The sequence below is a fragment of the Paraburkholderia pallida genome (assembly GCF_004524855.1).
GTDB lineage: Bacteria > Pseudomonadota > Gammaproteobacteria > Burkholderiales > Burkholderiaceae > Paraburkholderia > Paraburkholderia oxyphila.
Window position 1 is genome coordinate 2,401,526 of record NZ_CP038149.1, and the last position, 16,393, is coordinate 2,417,918.

The following is a 16,393-nucleotide window of genomic DNA, read 5'->3' on the forward strand; positions in this document are numbered from 1 at the left end:
ATGGGGACCGCTTTTCCGGCTTCCTTTGGAACGAGTCCCTCTCATGAACGACAACGACCGCCTCGCGCCCGCTCCGGCCGCGCCGCGCCTCACCAGCCTCTCGCACGGCGGCGGCTGCGGCTGCAAGATCGCGCCGGGCGTGCTGTCCGCCCTGCTCGCGCGCAGCACGCCGCTCACCGCCGCTTTCCCGAACCTGCTGGTGGGCACGGAGACGGCCGACGATGCCGCCGTCTACAAGCTCAACGACGAGCAGGCCATCGTCGCGACCACCGACTTCTTCATGCCGATCGTCGACGACCCCTACGATTTCGGCCGCATCGCCGCCACCAACGCGCTCTCCGACGTCTATGCGATGGGCGGCAAGCCGATCCTCGCGCTCGCGCTGGTGGGCATGCCGATCAACGTGCTGCCGCACGAGGTGATCGCGCAGGTGCTGCGCGGCGGCGAGGATGTCTGCGCGGCGGCCGGCATTCCGGTGGCGGGCGGCCATTCGATCGATTCGGTCGAGCCGATTTACGGGCTCGCCGCGCTCGGCGTCGTGCATCCCGAGCGCGTGAAGCGCAACGCCTCGGCGCGCGCCGGCGACGTGCTCGTGCTCGGCAAGCCGCTGGGCGTGGGCGTGCTGTCCGCCGCGCTCAAGAAGGATCTGCTCGACGACGCCGGCTACCGGGCAATGGTCGACGCCGCCACGATGCTCAACAAGCCGGGCGCCGCGCTCGCCGAGCTGGAAGGCGTGCACGCGATGACCGACGTGACCGGCTTCGGCCTGCTCGGCCACACGCTCGAAATCGCGCGCGGCGCGAACCTCACGGCGCGCGTGCGCTACGCCGACCTGCCGTGGCTGCCCGGTGTGGAGGCATTCGTCGCGCAAGGCGTGTTCACGGGCGCCTCGGGCCGCAACTGGGCCTCGTATGGCGAAGGCGTGACGCTTGCGCCCCAATTGCCGGACAGCGCGCGCACGCTGCTCACCGATCCGCAGACCTCGGGCGGCCTGCTCGTGGCCTGCGCGCCGGAGCGAGTGGATGAAGTGCTCGCGCTCTTTCACGCGGACGGCTTCGACGCCGCACGCGTGATCGGCGAATTGACGGCAGGGCCCGCGCGCGTGGAAGTCGCATGAGCGGGGAATCGCCGAAGGCCATTTTCTATGCGCTCGCGGCGAACGCCGGCATCGCCGTCTGCAAGTACGCGGCGGCGGCGTTCACGGGCTCGGGCTCGATGTTCGCCGAGGCGATCCACTCCACGGCCGATTGCGGCAATCAACTCTTGCTGCTGTTCGGCCTGCGCCAGTCGCGCGAGCCGCCCACGCCCTTGCATCCGATGGGCACGGGCCGCGCGATCAACTTCTATTCGCTGCTCGTGGCGCTGCTGCTGTTCTTCGTGGGCGGCGCCTTTTCGGTGTACGAAGGCATACACCGGCTGATCGTGCGCGAGCCGCTGCAATACGTGTATGTGGCGCTCGCGGTGCTGGGTATTTCCGTGGCGCTCGAGGCGTTCTCGCTTTACGGCGCTTTGCGCGAAATCCGCAAGGGCTCGCCGACGAAATCGCTGTGGCGCTGGGCGCGCGAAACGCGCGACTCCGATCTGCTCGTGGTGGCCGGCGAGGACATTGCCGCGCTCGCGGGTCTCGCCATTGCGTTTGCGGCGGTGCTGCTCACGGTCATCACCGGCAATCCGGTCTGGGACGCGTGCGGGTCGATCGGCGTGGGCATTCTGCTCATGCTGATTTCATGGTTCATCGCGCGTGAGGTGAAGTCGATGATCGTGGGCGAATCCGCGAGCCCGGAAACGCGCCGTGACATCGAGGCGTTCTTGCGTGCGCGGTCGGAGATTCGCGGCATCATCAGCCTCATTACCCTGCAATGGGGCAAGGAGGTGGTCGTAGCCGTCCAGGCCGAGATGATCGACTACGATCACAGCCGCACGATGGTCGAGGCGATCAACGTGATCGAGGCCGAGCTTCAGGCGAAATTCCCGCAAGTGCGCTGGGTGTTCTTCGAACCGGATTTCGCAAAGCGCTAAGCGCTGCTTGTACTGCTCGCGGAGGCCCGACAGTCGACGGACTGTCGGGCCTTTTTACTGCTCGAGCGTGCTTTAGTGCCGAAACGGCGCCCACACAGGCGTAGTTTCGTCCCAGTTGTCCAGCTCGGAAGGTTGGGGATTGTTCATGATCAGGCGTCCTTATCGAATCGAAATGGCGAAACTCATTCGCCGGCACGAGCGAGGCGTGTCGCGTCGTTGGCGCGGCTTTCCTGCAGCGCGATGCGCTGCGCCTGCGTGCGGCCGACCAGGCTCTGATCCGGATAAGTGGTCTTGTTCAGCGAGGGCAGCGTGCCGTCGCGATAAGCCTCGACGATCTCAGCCTTCACCTGGGCGCGCGTTTTAGGGGCGCTGTTGTCGGCCACCGGGGCTTGCGCCGTTTGCACCGTTTGCCCGGCTTGCGGCGCGGCCTGTGCATCGGCTTGCGGACCATAGGTGCCCGCGCGGCCGATGCCGCCTGCGAAAGCCGACGCGCTCGCGGCGAGAGTGATGACAACGGTGGCGCCGAGCGTGGCTGCGAGAGTGCGTTTCATGATCTGCTCCTGTTTAAAGGTGCCTTGGCTGCATCGAATAAACCGATGGCCGTGGCGACAGGTGCAAATGTAGGTGCACGGGCTCGCGCGATAAACGTCCCGAAAGCGAAAGGAATTGTTGAGAATCCGGAACAATCGTGAAAACGCGCGCCAGCAGGGGGACCTGAGGGCGCGCGTTAAAGGTGGGGCCGGAGTGGCCCGAAAAGTCGGAAGAAGCGGCGTGGTGGATGTGCCCGCACTTACGCCGTGCAGCTTATGCGGCCCAACCTATGCGGCCCAACCTATGCGGCCCAGCCTATGCGGCCCATTCCGAAATCACCGGCGTTTCGAGCGCGGGCGCTTGTTCGCGTTCCTCGATCGTGCGCATCGTGCAGGTCTTGTCGAGCGACGCGCGGCCGCTCAGGAGCGGGCAGCGGTCGAACACTTCGGCGATCCAGTCGACGAATACGCGCACTTTAGGCGACAGATGCCGGCTGTGCGGATACACGGCCGAGATCGGCATGGGCAGCGGCTTGAAGTCGGGCAGGACCTCGACGAGCGCGCCCGATTTCAGATGCGGCAGCACCATGTAGCGCGGCCCCTGAATCAGGCCGAAGCCTTCGATGCCGCACGTCACGTAGGCGTCGGCATCGTTCACCGAGACCATGCTCTTGAGCTTGATCTCCACTTCCTTGCCGTCGACGAGAAAGGCCCAGTCGATCACGCGTCCCGTGCGGGGCGAAAAGTAATTCACGGCGCGGTGCTCGGCCAGCTCCTCGAGCGTCTGCGGCGTGCCGTGGCGTTCCAGATACGAGGGCGACGCGCACGACACGCCTTCGAACAGCCCAATGCGGCGCGCCACCAGCGACGAATCCTGCAGCGCGCCCACGCGCACGACGCAATCCACGCCCTCCTGCAGCAGGTCGACGGGGCGGTCGGTCAGGCCCAGTTGCAGATCGATGTCGGGATAGCGCCCATGAAATTCGCACAACGCGGGAATCACGATGAGGCGGCCGATCGAGCCCGGCATGTCGATGCGCAGCTTGCCGTGCGGCTTGCGATTGCGGTCCTGGAAGGTCAGCTCGGTTTCTTCGACGTCCGCAAGAATGCGCACGCAGCGCTCGTAGTAGGCGGCGCCGTCGGGCGTGAGCGAAAGACGGCGCGTGGTGCGATGCATCAGCCTCACGCCCAGAAAAGCTTCGAGATTCTGGATGATCGTCGTGACCGAGGCGCGCGGCATGTCGAGGGTTTCGGCTGCGCGCGTGAAACTGTTGGTGTCGACGACGCGGGTGAACACTTGCATGGCCTGAAGGCGGTCCATTGCCATTCTCCGAAAGACATCGGACGCACGTTGCGCGGCGAGATTCGCGCAAATACTGGGAAACAGATTGTTCAGGTGCGCCGAATTGTGTTGCCGGATTATAGGCATTTATTTGCAAGTCTGCCGAACCCACAATTCGCACCATTCGAATCTACTCTCGCGCATTGCGCCGTTTTGACATGGATGCCTTCAAACGTTCGACGCCGTGGATTTCCGCCGATTTGTCCGAGCCTGCCTCTGAATCCGCGTCGCTTTCCGCGCGCCCTCTGGCAGAGCGGTCCGTGGCGGGCAAGTCCGCGGCAGCGCGCCTGGCTGCAGCGCCCGCTGCGCCCGTAGCGGTGCCGGCGCCAGCGGGCAAGGCGCGCGCATCGTCACCCATCGACGTGAGCGAAGTGACGATCGAAGGCTATGCGCAGGACATCGTGCTGCGCCTGTATCGTCCGCGCGGCGCGAACAATCTGCCCGTGCTGCTGTATTTCCACGGCGGCGGCTTCGTGCGCGGCACGCTCGACGACGCCGATGCCGCGAGCCGTTTTTTCGCAGAGCGCTTACCTGCGCTCGTGGTTTCGGTGGGCTATTCGCTCGCGCCGCAGTTTCCGTTTCCGGCCGCGCCCGAAGACGCGCATCGCGCCGCGCAATGGGTGCTCACACGGGCACGCGCATTCGGCGGCAGTACGAAGCGGATTGTGGCGGCGGGACACGACGCGGGCGGCCAGATCGCCAACGTGCTCGCGTTTATCGGGCGCGATCGGGGCGATGTGCGGCTCGCCGCGCAGGCGCTGTTTGCGCCGATGCTCGACCCGAGCCTCACGCGCCTCGGCGACGAAAAGCGGCTCGCGTCGGACATTTCCGCGAGCGAATGCGCCGCCTGCTATCGCGCGTATTTGCCTGAAGCCTCGCAGCGCATGCATCCGTATGCGGCGCCGCTGGAATCCTCGCGTCTTGCTGGCTTGCCGCCCACGTTCATCGTCACGGCGCAGAACGACGTGCTGCATATCGAAGCGGAGAAGTATGCCGTGCGTTTGATCGAAGCGGGCGTGCGCACGCATGTGGTGCGCTACCCGAGCGTCTCGCACGCGCAGATTGGTGCGCATCCGGAAGCGCTCGCTGAAGCGGTGCGCTTTTTCCGCTGTTGTTTTGAAGCCGGCGCCTCCTGTTAGCGCCGGTGCAGCGCGCCGAAGATCGCATTACTCAAAAAAATAACCACTCATCTTTCTGGAGCTCGCGATGTCACTCAACTCGTATTCTCGTAAGCGCATTGCACTCGCTGTCGCCGCTTTTCTCGTCGTTTCGGGGTTCGGCTCGCTCGTCGCCATGCGTCTGGATTCGCACCCGGCTGTCGCCGCTGAAGCACCGCCGGCGCCGGAAGTCGATGTCGCCGCCGTGGTCAAGCGCAACGTCACCGACTGGCAGACCTACTCGGGCCGCATGGCGGCCGTCGAGAAGGTCGAAGTGCGCCCGCAGGTCTCGGGCACGATCGTGTCCGTGAATTTCCGTGACGGCGCGCTCGTGAAAAAGGGCGACACGCTGTTCGTGATCGACCCGCGCCCGTATCAGGCCGCCGTTGACCAGGCCGCGGCCCAGGTGGCCGCCGCCCAGGCCCGCACCGGCTACGCGCAGAGCGACTGGGAGCGCGCGCAGCGCCTCATCGGCGACAACGCCATCGCGAAGCGCGACTACGACGAGAAGCAGAACGGCGCGCGCGAAGCGAGCGCGAATCTGAAGGCCGCGCAGGCCGCGCTCGAGGCCGCGCAGATCAATCTCGGCTATACGCGCATCGTCGCGCCGGTCTCGGGGCGCGTCTCGCGCGCGGAGATCACGGTGGGCAACGTGGTCTCGGCGGGCGCGAGCGCGCCGCCGCTCACGACGCTGGTTTCGGTGTCGCCGATCTACGCCGAGTTCGACGCCGACGAGCAGACCTATCTCGACTACATCAGCCGCATGAAGGATGGCTCGAAAGTCCCCGTCGATCTGGGGCTCGCGAACGAGACCGGCTATTCGCGCACGGGCACGATCGAGTCGGTGGACAACCGGCTCGATACCGCCTCGGGCACGATCCGTGTGCGCGCGCGCTTCGACAACGAGGATGGCGCGCTGGTGCCCGGTCTCTACGCGCGCATCAAGGTGAGCGGCAGCGCGCCTCACCCGGCACTGCTCGTCGACGAAGCGGCCATCGGCACGGACCAGGACAAGAAGTTCGTCTATGTCGTGGATGGCGCGGGCAAGGTCGCCTATCGCACCGTGCAGATCGGCGGGCAGCAGGGCAATCTGCGCGTGATCGTGAACGGCCTCCAGGCGGGTGAGCACGTGGTCGTGAATGGCACGCAGCGCGTGCGGCCGGGCGAAGCCGTGCGCTCGAACATGGTGCCGATGAACGGCGACCCGGACGGCGACGCCGCCTCCTCGCTCGCGAACTCCGCGCCCAAGACCGCCAAGACTTCCTGACGCGCGGCACTCGTCCCCGGGGCGAGTGCGATCCCCGCACACAGTTAGTCATCCGAAATTATTTGAGCGACCCATGAACATATCGAAATTCTTCATCGACCGGCCGATCTTCGCGGGCGTGCTGTCCGTGCTGATCCTGCTGGCCGGGGTGATCGCACTGTTCCAGTTGCCGATCTCCGAGTATCCCGAGGTCGTGCCGCCTTCGGTGGTCGTCCATGCGCAGTATCCAGGCGCGAACCCGAAGGTGATCGCCGAAGCCGTGGCGGCGCCGCTCGAAGAGCAGATCAATGGCGTCGAGAACATGCTCTACATGCAGTCGCAGGCGAACAGTGACGGCAATCTCACGCTCACGGTCACGTTCCGCCTGGGCACCGACCCCGACAAGGCCACGCAGCTCGTGCAGAACCGCGTGAACCAGGCCTTGCCGCGGCTGCCCGATGACGTGCAGCGCCTGGGCATCACGACCATCAAGAGCTCGCCCACGCTCACGATGGTGGTGCACCTGATTTCGCCGAACAATCAGTACGACATGACGTATCTGCGCAACTATGCGCTGCTCAACGTCAAGGACCGCCTCTCGAACATCCGTGGCGTAGGCGAGGTGCAGTTGTGGGGCGCGGGTGATTACGCCATGCGCATCTGGCTCGATCCGCAGAAGGTGGCGCAGCGCAATCTCACCGCGCAGGATGTGGTCAATGCAATTCGCGAGCAGAACGTGCAGGTGGCGGCGGGCGTGATCGGCGCCTCACCCAGCGTGCCGGGCACGCCGCTGCAACTGAACGTGAACGCGCGCGGGCGTCTGCGCACAGAGAGCGAATTCGGCAACATCATCGTCAAGACCAATCCCGACGGCGGCGTGACCTATTTGCGCGACATCGCGCGCATCGAGCTCGCGGCCTCCGAATACGGGCTGCGCTCGCTGCTCGACAACAAGCCGGCCGTTGCGCTCGCAATCAACCAGGCGCCAGGTGCGAATTCGCTCGCGATCTCCGACGAGGTACGCGCGGCGATGAAGGAGCTCAAGGCGGACATGCCCGCGGGCGTCGACTACCGCATCGTCTACGACCCCACGCAGTTCGTGCGTTCGAGCATCGAGGCAGTCGTGCATACGCTGCTCGAGGCGATTGCGCTGGTCGTGGTCGTGGTGATCGTGTTCCTGCAGACGTGGCGCGCGTCGATCATTCCGCTCATCGCCGTGCCGGTGTCGATCGTCGGGACCTTCTCTCTGTTGCTCGCGTTCGGCTTCTCGATCAATGCGCTCTCGCTGTTCGGCATGGTGCTCGCGATCGGCATTGTGGTGGACGACGCGATCGTGGTGGTGGAGAACGTCGAGCGCAACATCGCCAGCGGACTTTCCGCACGCGATGCCACCTACAAGGCCATGCAGGAAGTGAGTGGGCCGATTATCGCGATCGCGCTCACGCTCGTGGCCGTGTTCGTGCCGCTCGCGTTCATGAGCGGCCTCACGGGCCAGTTCTACAAGCAGTTCGCGATGACCATCGCCATTTCGACGGTGATCTCGGCGTTCAACTCGCTCACGCTTTCGCCGGCGCTCTCGGCGCTGCTGCTGCGCGGCCATGGCGCGAAGGAGGACTGGCTCACGCGCGTGATGAACCGCATGCTGGGCGGCTTTTTCCGCCAGTTCAACAAGGTGTTCCATCGCGGCTCGGAAGAGTACGGGCAAGGCGTGAACGGCGTGCTGCGCCACAAGGGCGCGATGCTCGCGGTCTACGCGGTGCTGATCGGCGCGACGGTGCTGATGGCGCGCGTCGTGCCGGGCGGCTTCGTGCCGGCGCAGGACAAGGAGTATCTGATCGCGTTCGCGCAACTGCCCAACGGCGCTTCGCTCGACCGCACCGAAAACGTGATCCGCGACATGAGCGCGATCGCGCTCAAGCAGCCGGGCGTGGAAAGCGCGGTGGCGTTCCCGGGCCTTTCCGTGAACGGCTTCACCAATAGCTCGAGCGCCGGCATCGTGTTCGTCACGCTCAAGCCGTTCAAGGAGCGCAAAGGCAAGGCGCTTGCGGCGGGCGCGATCGCGGGGGTGCTCAATCAGCAGTACGCGGGCATCAAGGACTCGTTCATCGCCGTGTTCCCGCCGCCGCCAGTGCTCGGCCTCGGCACGCTCGGCGGCTTCAAGATGCAGCTGGAGGATCACGGCGCGCTCGGCTATGAAGCGCTCAATCGCGCGACCGAGGACTTCGTGAAGCGCGCGGCCAAGACGCCCGAGCTCGGCCCGACTTTCTCGAGCTACCAGATCAACGTGCCGCAGCTGAACGTCGATCTCGACCGCACCAAGGCCAAGCAACTGGGCGTGCCGGTCACGGACGTGTTCGACACGATGCAGATCTATCTGGGCTCGCTCTACGTGAACGACTTCAACCGCTTCGGGCGCGTGTATCAGGTGCGCGTGCAGGCCGATGCGCCGTTCCGCCAGAAGGCCGACGACATCCTGCAACTGAAGACGCGCAACGCCGCGGGCGATATGGTGCCGCTCTCGTCGCTCGTGACGGTGACGCCCACGTACGGTCCCGAGATGGTGGTGCGCTACAACGGCTACACGGCGGCCGACATCAACGGCGGCCCGGCGCCGGGCTACTCGTCGGGCCAGGCGCAGGCGGCGGCTGAGCGCATCGCGGCCGAAGTGTTGCCGCGCGGCATCAAGTTCGAATGGACCGACCTCACGTATCAGCAGATTCTCGCCGGCAACTCGGGCGTCTGGGTGTTCCCGATCAGCGTGCTGCTGGTGTTCCTCGTGCTCGCGGCGCTCTACGAGAGCCTGACGCTGCCGCTCGCAGTGATCCTGATCGTGCCGATGAGCGTGTTGTGTGCGCTGACCGGCGTGTGGCTCACGCAGGGCGACAACAACATCTTTACGCAGATCGGCCTGATGGTGCTGGTGGGTCTCGCGTCGAAGAACGCGATCCTGATCGTGGAGTTTGCGCGCGAGCTCGAACACGACGGACACACGCCGCTTTCAGCGGCCATCGAGGCGAGCCGGCTGCGCTTGCGCCCGATTCTGATGACGTCCATCGCGTTCATCATGGGGGTGGTGCCGCTCGTGCTTTCGTCGGGCGCGGGCTCGGAGATGCGTCATGCGATGGGCGTGGCGGTGTTCTTCGGCATGCTCGGCGTGACGGCTTTCGGCCTGCTGCTGACGCCGGTGTTCTACGTGGTGCTGCGCACGATCGCGGGCGGCACGATACACGTGGCGCAGAAAGACAACGCACGGACGTCGCGCTCTACGGTGGACGCGTAAGGAAGGATCATAAAGATGACTAACTATTCAGTTTCGCCGGGCAAGGCGAGCGGCATCGACGACATGGGTGGCTTGTGGCGCTTGACGCGGCTTGCCGCGAGCGTGGCGCTGTTCGCATGGCTCGCGGCGTGCTCGGTCGAGCCCACCTACAAGGCGCCCGATGCAGGCGTGCCGAAGGCGTACAAGGAAGCGCCGCTGCAAACGCAGGGACAAACGCAGGGCCAGCCAGCCGGCCCGCACGACGTGGGTTCGTGGACGCCCGCCCAACCGGCCGAAGACGCGCAGCGCGGCCAGTGGTGGAAGGTGTTCGGCGACCCTGCGCTCGACCAGCTCGAAGAGCAGGCGCAAGCGGCCAACCAGGACCTCAAGGCCGCTGCCGCGCGCGTGCAGCAGGCGCGTGCGCTCACGCAGGCGGCGCGTGCCTCGTGGTTCCCGTCGATCGACTCGGGCTTCGGTCCGACCTATGAGCGCGCATCGCCCGCTTCGCAATACCTGCCGCAGAACGCCAATGTGCCCACGCAAACGCTCTGGCGCGCGCAGGCCACGGCGAGCTATGAGGCGGATCTGTTCGGCCGCGTGAGCTCGAACGTGCACGCCTCGCAGGCCGACGAGCAGCAGAGCGAGGCGCTGTTCCGCTCGGTGCAGCTCGCGCTGCAGGCCGACGTCGCGCAGAACTACTTCCAGCTGCGCCAGTTCGACTCCGACGTCGATTTGTACCGGCGCACGGTGGCGCTGCGCGAGGACGCGCTCAAGCTCGTCGAGCGCCGCTTCAAGGAAGGCGACATCAGCGAGCTCGACGTTTCGCAGGCGCGCAACGAGCTGGCGAGCGCGCGCGCCGACGCCGTGGGCGTCGCGCGCCAGCGCGCGGCCTCGGAGCACAGCCTCGCGATTCTGCTCGGCAAGGCGCCGGCGGACTTCACGTTCCCCGAGACGCCGCTCGCGCCGGTGGTCGTGCAGGTGCCGCCGGGGCTGCCTTCGACGCTGCTCGAACGCCGCCCCGACATTGCCGCCGCCGAGCGCGCGATGGCCGCCGCGAATGCGCGCGTGGGCCTCGCGAAGTCGGCGTTCTTTCCGAAGCTCGACATCACGGGCGCGTTCGGCTTCGAGTCGGCCTCGCTCGGCGACCTCTTCATGTGGTCGAGCCGTGCGTTCCTGCTCGGGCCGTTCGCGGGCACGGCGCTCACGCTGCCGCTGTTCGACGGCGGTCGCCGCAAGGCCAACCTCGCGCAGGCGCGCGGAAAGTACGACGAGGATGTCGCGCAGTATCGCCAGCAGGTGCTCGTGGCGTTCCGCGACGTAGAGGACAACCTCTCCGACCTGCGCCTGCTCAACGACCAGATCAGCGCGCAGGACGACGCGGTGAGCGCTTCGCAACGCGCGGCGCATCTCTCGCGCACGCAGTATGAGGAAGGCGAGGTGAGCTATCTGAACGTGATCGATAGCGAGCGTTCGGTGCTGGTCTCGCAACTGCAGGCGAGCCATCTGCAGGGCTCGCAGGCGGTGGCGACCGTCAATCTGATCCGCGCGCTGGGCGGCGGATGGGGCGATGTGAAGCCCGATGCGCAGCCTGGTGTGCAGGTTGGCGGGCAGCCTGCTGTGCAGCCGGCGGGCAATTCCGATCCTGCGCCGGCAGCGAGTGCGGCGCCTGGCGCGCCGCTCGCTTCGAGCTGAGCGGCGGGTCCTTACGCGGGAATTGCCGGAGCCGATACCGCAGTGTCTTGCGGTGTGCTCTGGCGGCATCACCCGCAAAGAGCGGGCAGACGTTCAGCGGGAATTGAGGGGAACGGCAGGAAGGCGGGGCGCGCGGCGCCTGGCGGAAGGGGGAGGGCAAAACAGCCCTTAATGCGCTTCGCCGTCCGGCACTCGTCCCAAGCGCCGAACGGCTTCGCGTCTATTCTTGCTGCGCCCGGTTCGGCCTGCGCGGCTTGCCGGATCTTTGGTCTCCTACGCTTATGCAGCCTCGGCAATGCCATCCGGCGTGACTTCTACCGGAAGGTCGCGTTCGGTCTGCTCTGCGCCCCGTCGCGCTGCAGCCGCCTTCTTCGTCTTGCCAGCGCGCGAAGGCGGCTGGCATGCGCCACACACGACGTTGTGCTGCAGGTCGTGGCGGTGCGCGACGAACTTGCCGCCACAGCGGCAGCAAGGCGTCATCTGCAGAATATCGGCATCAAAAAACCGCACCAGGGTCCACGCACGCGTGAGATCGAGCACCGGCTCGGTCCCGCTGTGCTGGCAGTGTTCCAGATACAGCCGGAACCCCTTGGTGAGCGCGTCGAGATGCGAGCAACGCGCTTCATGCTTCAGGAACAGGTACGTGTTGTAAAACAGCGACGCGTGGATGTTCGCGAGCCACGTCATGTACCAGTCCGCCGAAAACGGCAACATCCCCTTGGGCGGCGACACGCCGCGGATCTCGCGATACAGGCGGATCATGCGGTCGCGCGAGAGCGACAGCTCGCTCTCCAGCACCTGCATGCGCGCACCCAGCTCGATCAGCGCGATCGCACGAAAGACTTCTTGTGCATCTTCGGTGAGGCTGCGTCGGTTCGTCGACATGACCCGTCCTCAGGCGAATTGCACCGCAGGCTGTCCTGCAAGCAGGATGGCCGCGTGGGTGGCCGCCACGTCGGCATGCCGGGTTGTCTGCGTGAGCGCGGACAGCATGGCATGGTCGTCGAAGCGGAACAAACAAAGGAGCTGGTCGGAAGCGGCCAGCTTCACGATCTGCGCGAGCGACAGACCGGAAAGCAGATCGGCCAGTTCCGACGACAGTCCCAGCCGGAACATACCGACTGGCTTGTCCTCGCGCAGCATGCGCTGTGCGAGCATCAGGTACGACAAGTTAATTTCGCGGATTGAATCCAGCGTCTCGCTGCTGCGGTCCATTTTCTCTTTTCCGAAGCCCCGATTAACCCCCCGGCGTTGTTCGCCGTTGTAACTTTTTTGGTCTTTGGTCGGCCCGCTCATTGGTGGCGTCGCCTGACTCTTTGATACAACACGTTACAACTCGTAACATGTTGGAGCGAATTGTATGAGGACAGTTTCGAGAAATCAATCCCCTTCGCAAAAAATAATCAGGCTGTTACAAATATTTTCGGTATTTTTTTCTGATTATCCGTGACGCATTTGTGACGGCGACCCGCACGGCCTTGTGGGACGGGAGATTCGCCGTAAAGTGCTGTGTCGTAAGGGTTTTCCGGAGGGGTGTCGGGGTATGCTCAATGAATGTCGAAACGCGCTTTAACGGCCTTTTTCGGATTAATGCAACTGAAAGAATGTGCATTTATCGGTAATAAATACTCGTTACAGATTCAATTAGTATGAGGATTGAGTTGTAACAAGTGTTTCGACCCTGTGTAACTAGTTTTGTCAAGATGTGACAGACGGGTGGGCCGTGGGGCACGTTGACGCGCTTTGTAACACGGTTCTTTTACGCGGATATGTAAATTGCATGAGTCGGAACCGCGTCGTCTGCCGACGAGGCGGCGGCCGTGGCGGTGGCAGGCGGCGTGGCGCCGTTTCGGGAGGGCGCGACGCTCAGGTCGGCGTTGGCGCCGTTTCGACCGGCGCGAGACCGATCGGCGTGGTTACCGGTGCAAGCCGGGCGACGTGGGCTTTACTGTTGCTTTGTATCATGACGTGATATAAACAATGTAACCGTTTCAATCGGCAGGTTGGGTTCGGGCAGAGCGAACCAGGGAGAAGCGAGATGGGCGCGTTCAACCGCATTCTGTTGTGTTACGACGCCACGCGCGAAGGGCGTCGCGCGCTGCGCGAGGGCAAGGATCTGGCGCTCGAATGCAACGCGCAGACGCATCTGCTCGCGGTGCTCGACCAGTCGCCGCTGCAGTGGGGCACCGACATCGCGTCCGCCGTGCCCTATGAAGCTGCCGAGGCTGCGGCGAAAGAAATTCTCGAAGACGGCGTGGCGCGCCTGAAAGCGCTCGGGCTGGAGGCCACGGGGCATTTCGCCGTGGGCCGCGCAATCGACGAGATCGCGCGTGCAAGCGCGTCGTTCAACGCCGACCTCATCGTGCTGGCCCATCACCGCCGGGGCCCGTTCGCACGCTGGTGGGAGGGCCGGGACGATCGCAAGCTGCTCGACCGCGTGTCGTGCAGCGTGCTCGTGGTCACGACGCCGGAGGCCGCCGAAGCGGCGGCCGCCTAGGGTCTGTTCGCGTGGGCGAGCAGACCCCGGCCGTGCGAGCGCGGGCGGGGAGCGCCTGCGAGTGCGCTCCGGCAACCGTGGCCCGCCTGTCGCCGAGGATCGGCACGCGCTTGACCTCGGTGATGAATGCGGCAGAAAAGGTAAAAGAGCGCTTCGCCTGATGTGGAATGGAGGCGGCGGGCATGACACGTGGCGCTTCAAACTGATTGCGCCCGCAACGTTTGTGCGGTTTGCGCATCGGCGGGAAAGAACGCTTCAATCGCGAGTTCGGAGAGCGTGATGTCGACGGGCGTGCCGAATACGGTGGTCGTGCTGTAGAACGACAGTTCGCCGAGCGCGGTGCGGATGCGCAGCGGCACCGCGATGGACTGCTGGAGCGGCTCGGCGGCCGCGGGGAGGGCGTGCGGTGGCGCCGGGTAGGCGGCCAGCTCGTCGTGCAGTGCGACGAGAGCCGGGTCGGCGCTCGCCTCGATCTGCCGCTGCAGACGCGCGAGCAGGTGCGCGCGCCAGGCATGCCAGTTGACGATGCGCGGCGCCACGCCCTCGGGATGCAGCGACAGGCGCAGCGCGTTCACGGGCGCGGTCAGCAGCGCGGGCGAGGCGTCGCCGACGAGCGGCGCGAGCGACGCGTTGGCCGCCACGATGTTCCAGTGCCGGTCGACCGCGAGGGCCGGGTAGGGCTCGTGGCCGCGCAGCACCGGCTCGACGGCTTCGCGCGCCGCTGCGAGCTGCGGGTCGTCCAGCGCGCGCTCCCGGTAGAGCGGCGCATAGCCCGCCGCGACGAGCAGCGCGTTGCGCTCGCGCAGCGGCACCTCGAGGCGCTCGGCAAGATGCATGACCATCTCGCGGCTGGGCAGCGAGCGGCCCGACTCCACGAAGCTCAGGTGCCGCGTGGAGATGTCCGCCTCGGTCGCGAGCAGCAACTGGCTCATGCGGCGGCGCAGCCGCCACTCGCGCAGCAGTTCGCCGACACTGCGCCGCACCGCGCCGGCGGCCGGGGGCACAGTGGAGGGAGCGGCGAAGGCGTGAGCGAGCGTGTTCATGACGCCGATTCTAGCGAAATGGCGCGTTCGATCGATTACCCGTGAGGTAATGGATTGGCGTACAGGGCTCGGGCGCCCGCCGGCACGGGCTGCGCCGGGTGGCGAGCGCCGACATAAGAAATTCGCGCGAAAAATTCTCCGCGACGTTCGCGCAGGCCGCTTATCGATGTCCGCGCGTTTCGCCTAGAATTCATATCTCATAATTTGTTCGATGGCATGGCGAGCTTTGCATGGGATGGGACCCGGTGCGTGGGCACCCAGTCCCAGCGACAGGAGATGGAGCCATGAGGGAAACGGTTGCTGCTTATCTGCTGGGTCCTGCCGTGATGGTGGTGGTGTGTGCGGCCATGTGGGCCGTGTCGCGCCGTAGCCGGGGCGTGCTCGAAGAGCGCGTGACCCGCTGGCTCGACGCGCACCGCGGACACGGCATGCGCCATAAGCATTGAGCGTGCCAGCAAGCCGATCTCCGAAATCAAGCGTGTGCGGGTAAACGCGGATCGCGCGCCCGGCACACGCGTTTAGCGGTGGGAAATAGATGGCAGTCCGAAGCAATTTTCGAGGCTGCCGCAGTCGTCTGGACGCGGGATCGAGTTCGGGCCAGCGGCGGAGGTTCCGCAAGCCGCCGCTATGCGCGTAATCCATTAGGTAGGGAACTGTAGGACGGGGTCAGGGTCACTGCCATATTGCATACCGGAGCCCTTCATGACACGTCCCGCCGATTCCCTCATCATCTTCATCGCCCGTATTGCGCTCGCGATTCTGTTTTTGTGGGGCGGCGCCATGAAGCTTTTGGGGTACGCGGGGTTCATCGCTTATCTGCACACGCACGGCGTGGCCTACCCGCAATTCACGGCGCCCGTCGCCACGGCGGTGGAACTGCTCGGCGGACTCGCGCTCGTGTTCGGCGTGCGCACGCGTTTCGTGGCGTTCGCGCTGGCCGTGTACACCATCGTCACGGCCGTACTCGGGCACGATTTCTGGAACGTGACCCAAGCTGCACTGCAGCAAGACGCGGTCGTGCATTTCTGGAAAAACATCGCGATCGCCGGTGGATTCCTGTTGCTGACGGTAACGGGCGCGGGACGTGCTTCCATTGATGGAATGCGTGCGCCGCGCGGTGGCCTGCGGGGCTGAATGGCCCCGTCGTGGGCCCGGGTAGTGTGCCTGGGCGGCACGGCGCTTGCCGCAGGCGCGGCGCCGTGCGGCGCGGCATGTCGGCAACGAACAAGATCCAACGAGAAACCTGGGAGCGGGTCGTGATAGAGAACTTCGATTTCAACGTGGGTGGCAAGGTTGGGCAGTTCTGCGCGAGCCTTGCCGAAGACGGCACGCGGCGCGTGCTGATCAGCGCCGCCGACACGGCGAAGACGCTGGTGATATTCGACGCGTCGGGGCTGATCGGCACGCTCAAGGCCGAGCTCGAGGAGCCGGAAAGGCTGATCGCGCATGCCATTCGCAAAGCGCAAACCGAAGGCCTGATCGAGCGTGCGCTGAGCACGGGCGCGATTCAGGAAGCGCCGCTTTAGGCGGGCGCATTCGCGCGCGGCGTTCCGGCGCCGGGGCAAAGGCCCGGCGGCCGGCTGTGGCCGCGCTCGCGAGCGCTATCTC

General features: G+C 65.5%; 15 protein-coding genes. 10 read left to right on the plus strand and 5 right to left on the minus strand.

The window, feature by feature from the left end; genetic code table 11:
* The first annotated feature begins 43 nt into the window (after positions 1 to 43).
* Together selD and E1956_RS25840 are read left to right on the plus strand one after the other, a co-directional pair.
* Positions 44 to 1,117, plus strand: a complete 1,074-nt coding sequence (gene selD / locus E1956_RS25835) for a selenide, water dikinase SelD (RefSeq protein WP_134754125.1) — start codon at positions 44 to 46, stop codon at positions 1,115 to 1,117.
* Positions 1,114 to 2,019, plus strand: a complete 906-nt coding sequence (locus E1956_RS25840) for a cation diffusion facilitator family transporter (RefSeq protein WP_134754127.1) — start codon at positions 1,114 to 1,116, stop codon at positions 2,017 to 2,019. The genes selD and E1956_RS25840 overlap by 4 nt, the downstream gene beginning before the upstream one ends.
* Positions 2,020 to 2,201: 182 nt before the next feature.
* Here the strand turns inward: E1956_RS25840 and E1956_RS25845 are convergent, their stop codons facing one another.
* Both E1956_RS25845 and E1956_RS25850 read right to left on the minus strand, forming a co-directional pair.
* Complete coding sequence (locus E1956_RS25845; RefSeq protein ID WP_134754129.1) at positions 2,202 to 2,570, minus strand: DUF4148 domain-containing protein; 369 nt, start codon at positions 2,568 to 2,570, stop codon at positions 2,202 to 2,204.
* 295 nt (positions 2,571 to 2,865) lie between these two features.
* Positions 2,866 to 3,870, minus strand: a complete 1,005-nt coding sequence (locus tag E1956_RS25850; RefSeq protein ID WP_134754132.1) for a LysR family transcriptional regulator — start codon at positions 3,868 to 3,870, stop codon at positions 2,866 to 2,868.
* Between the two features lie 338 nt (positions 3,871 to 4,208).
* Between E1956_RS25850 and E1956_RS25855 the strand changes: the two genes are divergently transcribed.
* The 4 genes from E1956_RS25855 to E1956_RS25870 all read left to right on the plus strand — a co-directional run bounded on the left by E1956_RS25855 (position 4,209) and on the right by E1956_RS25870 (position 11,245).
* Positions 4,209 to 5,030 carry an alpha/beta hydrolase gene (locus E1956_RS25855; RefSeq protein ID WP_418789298.1) on the plus strand — a complete coding sequence of 274 codons (822 nt, stop codon included), beginning with the start codon at positions 4,209 to 4,211 and terminating at the stop codon, positions 5,028 to 5,030.
* A gap of 67 nt (positions 5,031 to 5,097) precedes the next feature.
* Positions 5,098 to 6,315 (plus strand): efflux RND transporter periplasmic adaptor subunit, encoded by a 1,218-nt coding sequence (locus tag E1956_RS25860; protein WP_134754136.1) that lies wholly within the window; start codon positions 5,098 to 5,100, stop codon positions 6,313 to 6,315.
* A 73-nt stretch (positions 6,316 to 6,388) separates the two neighbouring features.
* Positions 6,389 to 9,574 (plus strand): efflux RND transporter permease subunit, encoded by a 3,186-nt coding sequence (locus E1956_RS25865; protein WP_134754138.1) that lies wholly within the window; start codon positions 6,389 to 6,391, stop codon positions 9,572 to 9,574.
* A 63-nt stretch (positions 9,575 to 9,637) separates the two neighbouring features.
* Positions 9,638 to 11,245, plus strand: coding sequence for an efflux transporter outer membrane subunit (locus E1956_RS25870; protein WP_269467643.1), 1,608 nt, complete (start codon positions 9,638 to 9,640; stop codon positions 11,243 to 11,245).
* 279 nt (positions 11,246 to 11,524) lie between these two features.
* On the opposite strand, the gene flhC is transcribed toward E1956_RS25870, so the two are convergent.
* Both flhC and flhD read right to left on the minus strand, forming a co-directional pair.
* Entirely contained in the window at positions 11,525 to 12,130 is a 606-nt protein-coding gene (gene flhC, locus E1956_RS25875; protein ID WP_028220753.1) for a flagellar transcriptional regulator FlhC, read from the minus strand.
* Between the two features lie 9 nt (positions 12,131 to 12,139).
* Entirely contained in the window at positions 12,140 to 12,460 is a 321-nt protein-coding gene (flhD, locus tag E1956_RS25880) for a flagellar transcriptional regulator FlhD (protein WP_028220752.1), read from the minus strand.
* A gap of 823 nt (positions 12,461 to 13,283) precedes the next feature.
* Between flhD and E1956_RS25885 the strand changes: the two genes are divergently transcribed.
* Positions 13,284 to 13,742 carry a universal stress protein gene (locus tag E1956_RS25885; protein ID WP_134754140.1) on the plus strand — a complete coding sequence of 153 codons (459 nt, stop codon included), beginning with the start codon at positions 13,284 to 13,286 and terminating at the stop codon, positions 13,740 to 13,742.
* A 197-nt stretch (positions 13,743 to 13,939) separates the two neighbouring features.
* On the opposite strand, the gene E1956_RS25890 is transcribed toward E1956_RS25885, so the two are convergent.
* Complete coding sequence (locus tag E1956_RS25890) at positions 13,940 to 14,785, minus strand: helix-turn-helix domain-containing protein (RefSeq protein ID WP_134754142.1); 846 nt, start codon at positions 14,783 to 14,785, stop codon at positions 13,940 to 13,942.
* A 284-nt stretch (positions 14,786 to 15,069) separates the two neighbouring features.
* Between E1956_RS25890 and E1956_RS46290 the strand changes: the two genes are divergently transcribed.
* From E1956_RS46290 to E1956_RS25900, 3 genes are all read left to right on the plus strand, one after another.
* Complete coding sequence (locus E1956_RS46290) at positions 15,070 to 15,231, plus strand: hypothetical protein (protein WP_167760112.1); 162 nt, start codon at positions 15,070 to 15,072, stop codon at positions 15,229 to 15,231.
* A gap of 256 nt (positions 15,232 to 15,487) precedes the next feature.
* Entirely contained in the window at positions 15,488 to 15,919 is a 432-nt protein-coding gene (locus E1956_RS25895) for a DoxX family protein (protein ID WP_134754144.1), read from the plus strand.
* A 122-nt stretch (positions 15,920 to 16,041) separates the two neighbouring features.
* Positions 16,042 to 16,311 carry a hypothetical protein gene (locus E1956_RS25900; RefSeq protein ID WP_134754146.1) on the plus strand — a complete coding sequence of 90 codons (270 nt, stop codon included), beginning with the start codon at positions 16,042 to 16,044 and terminating at the stop codon, positions 16,309 to 16,311.
* Positions 16,312 to 16,393 lie beyond the last annotated feature (82 nt).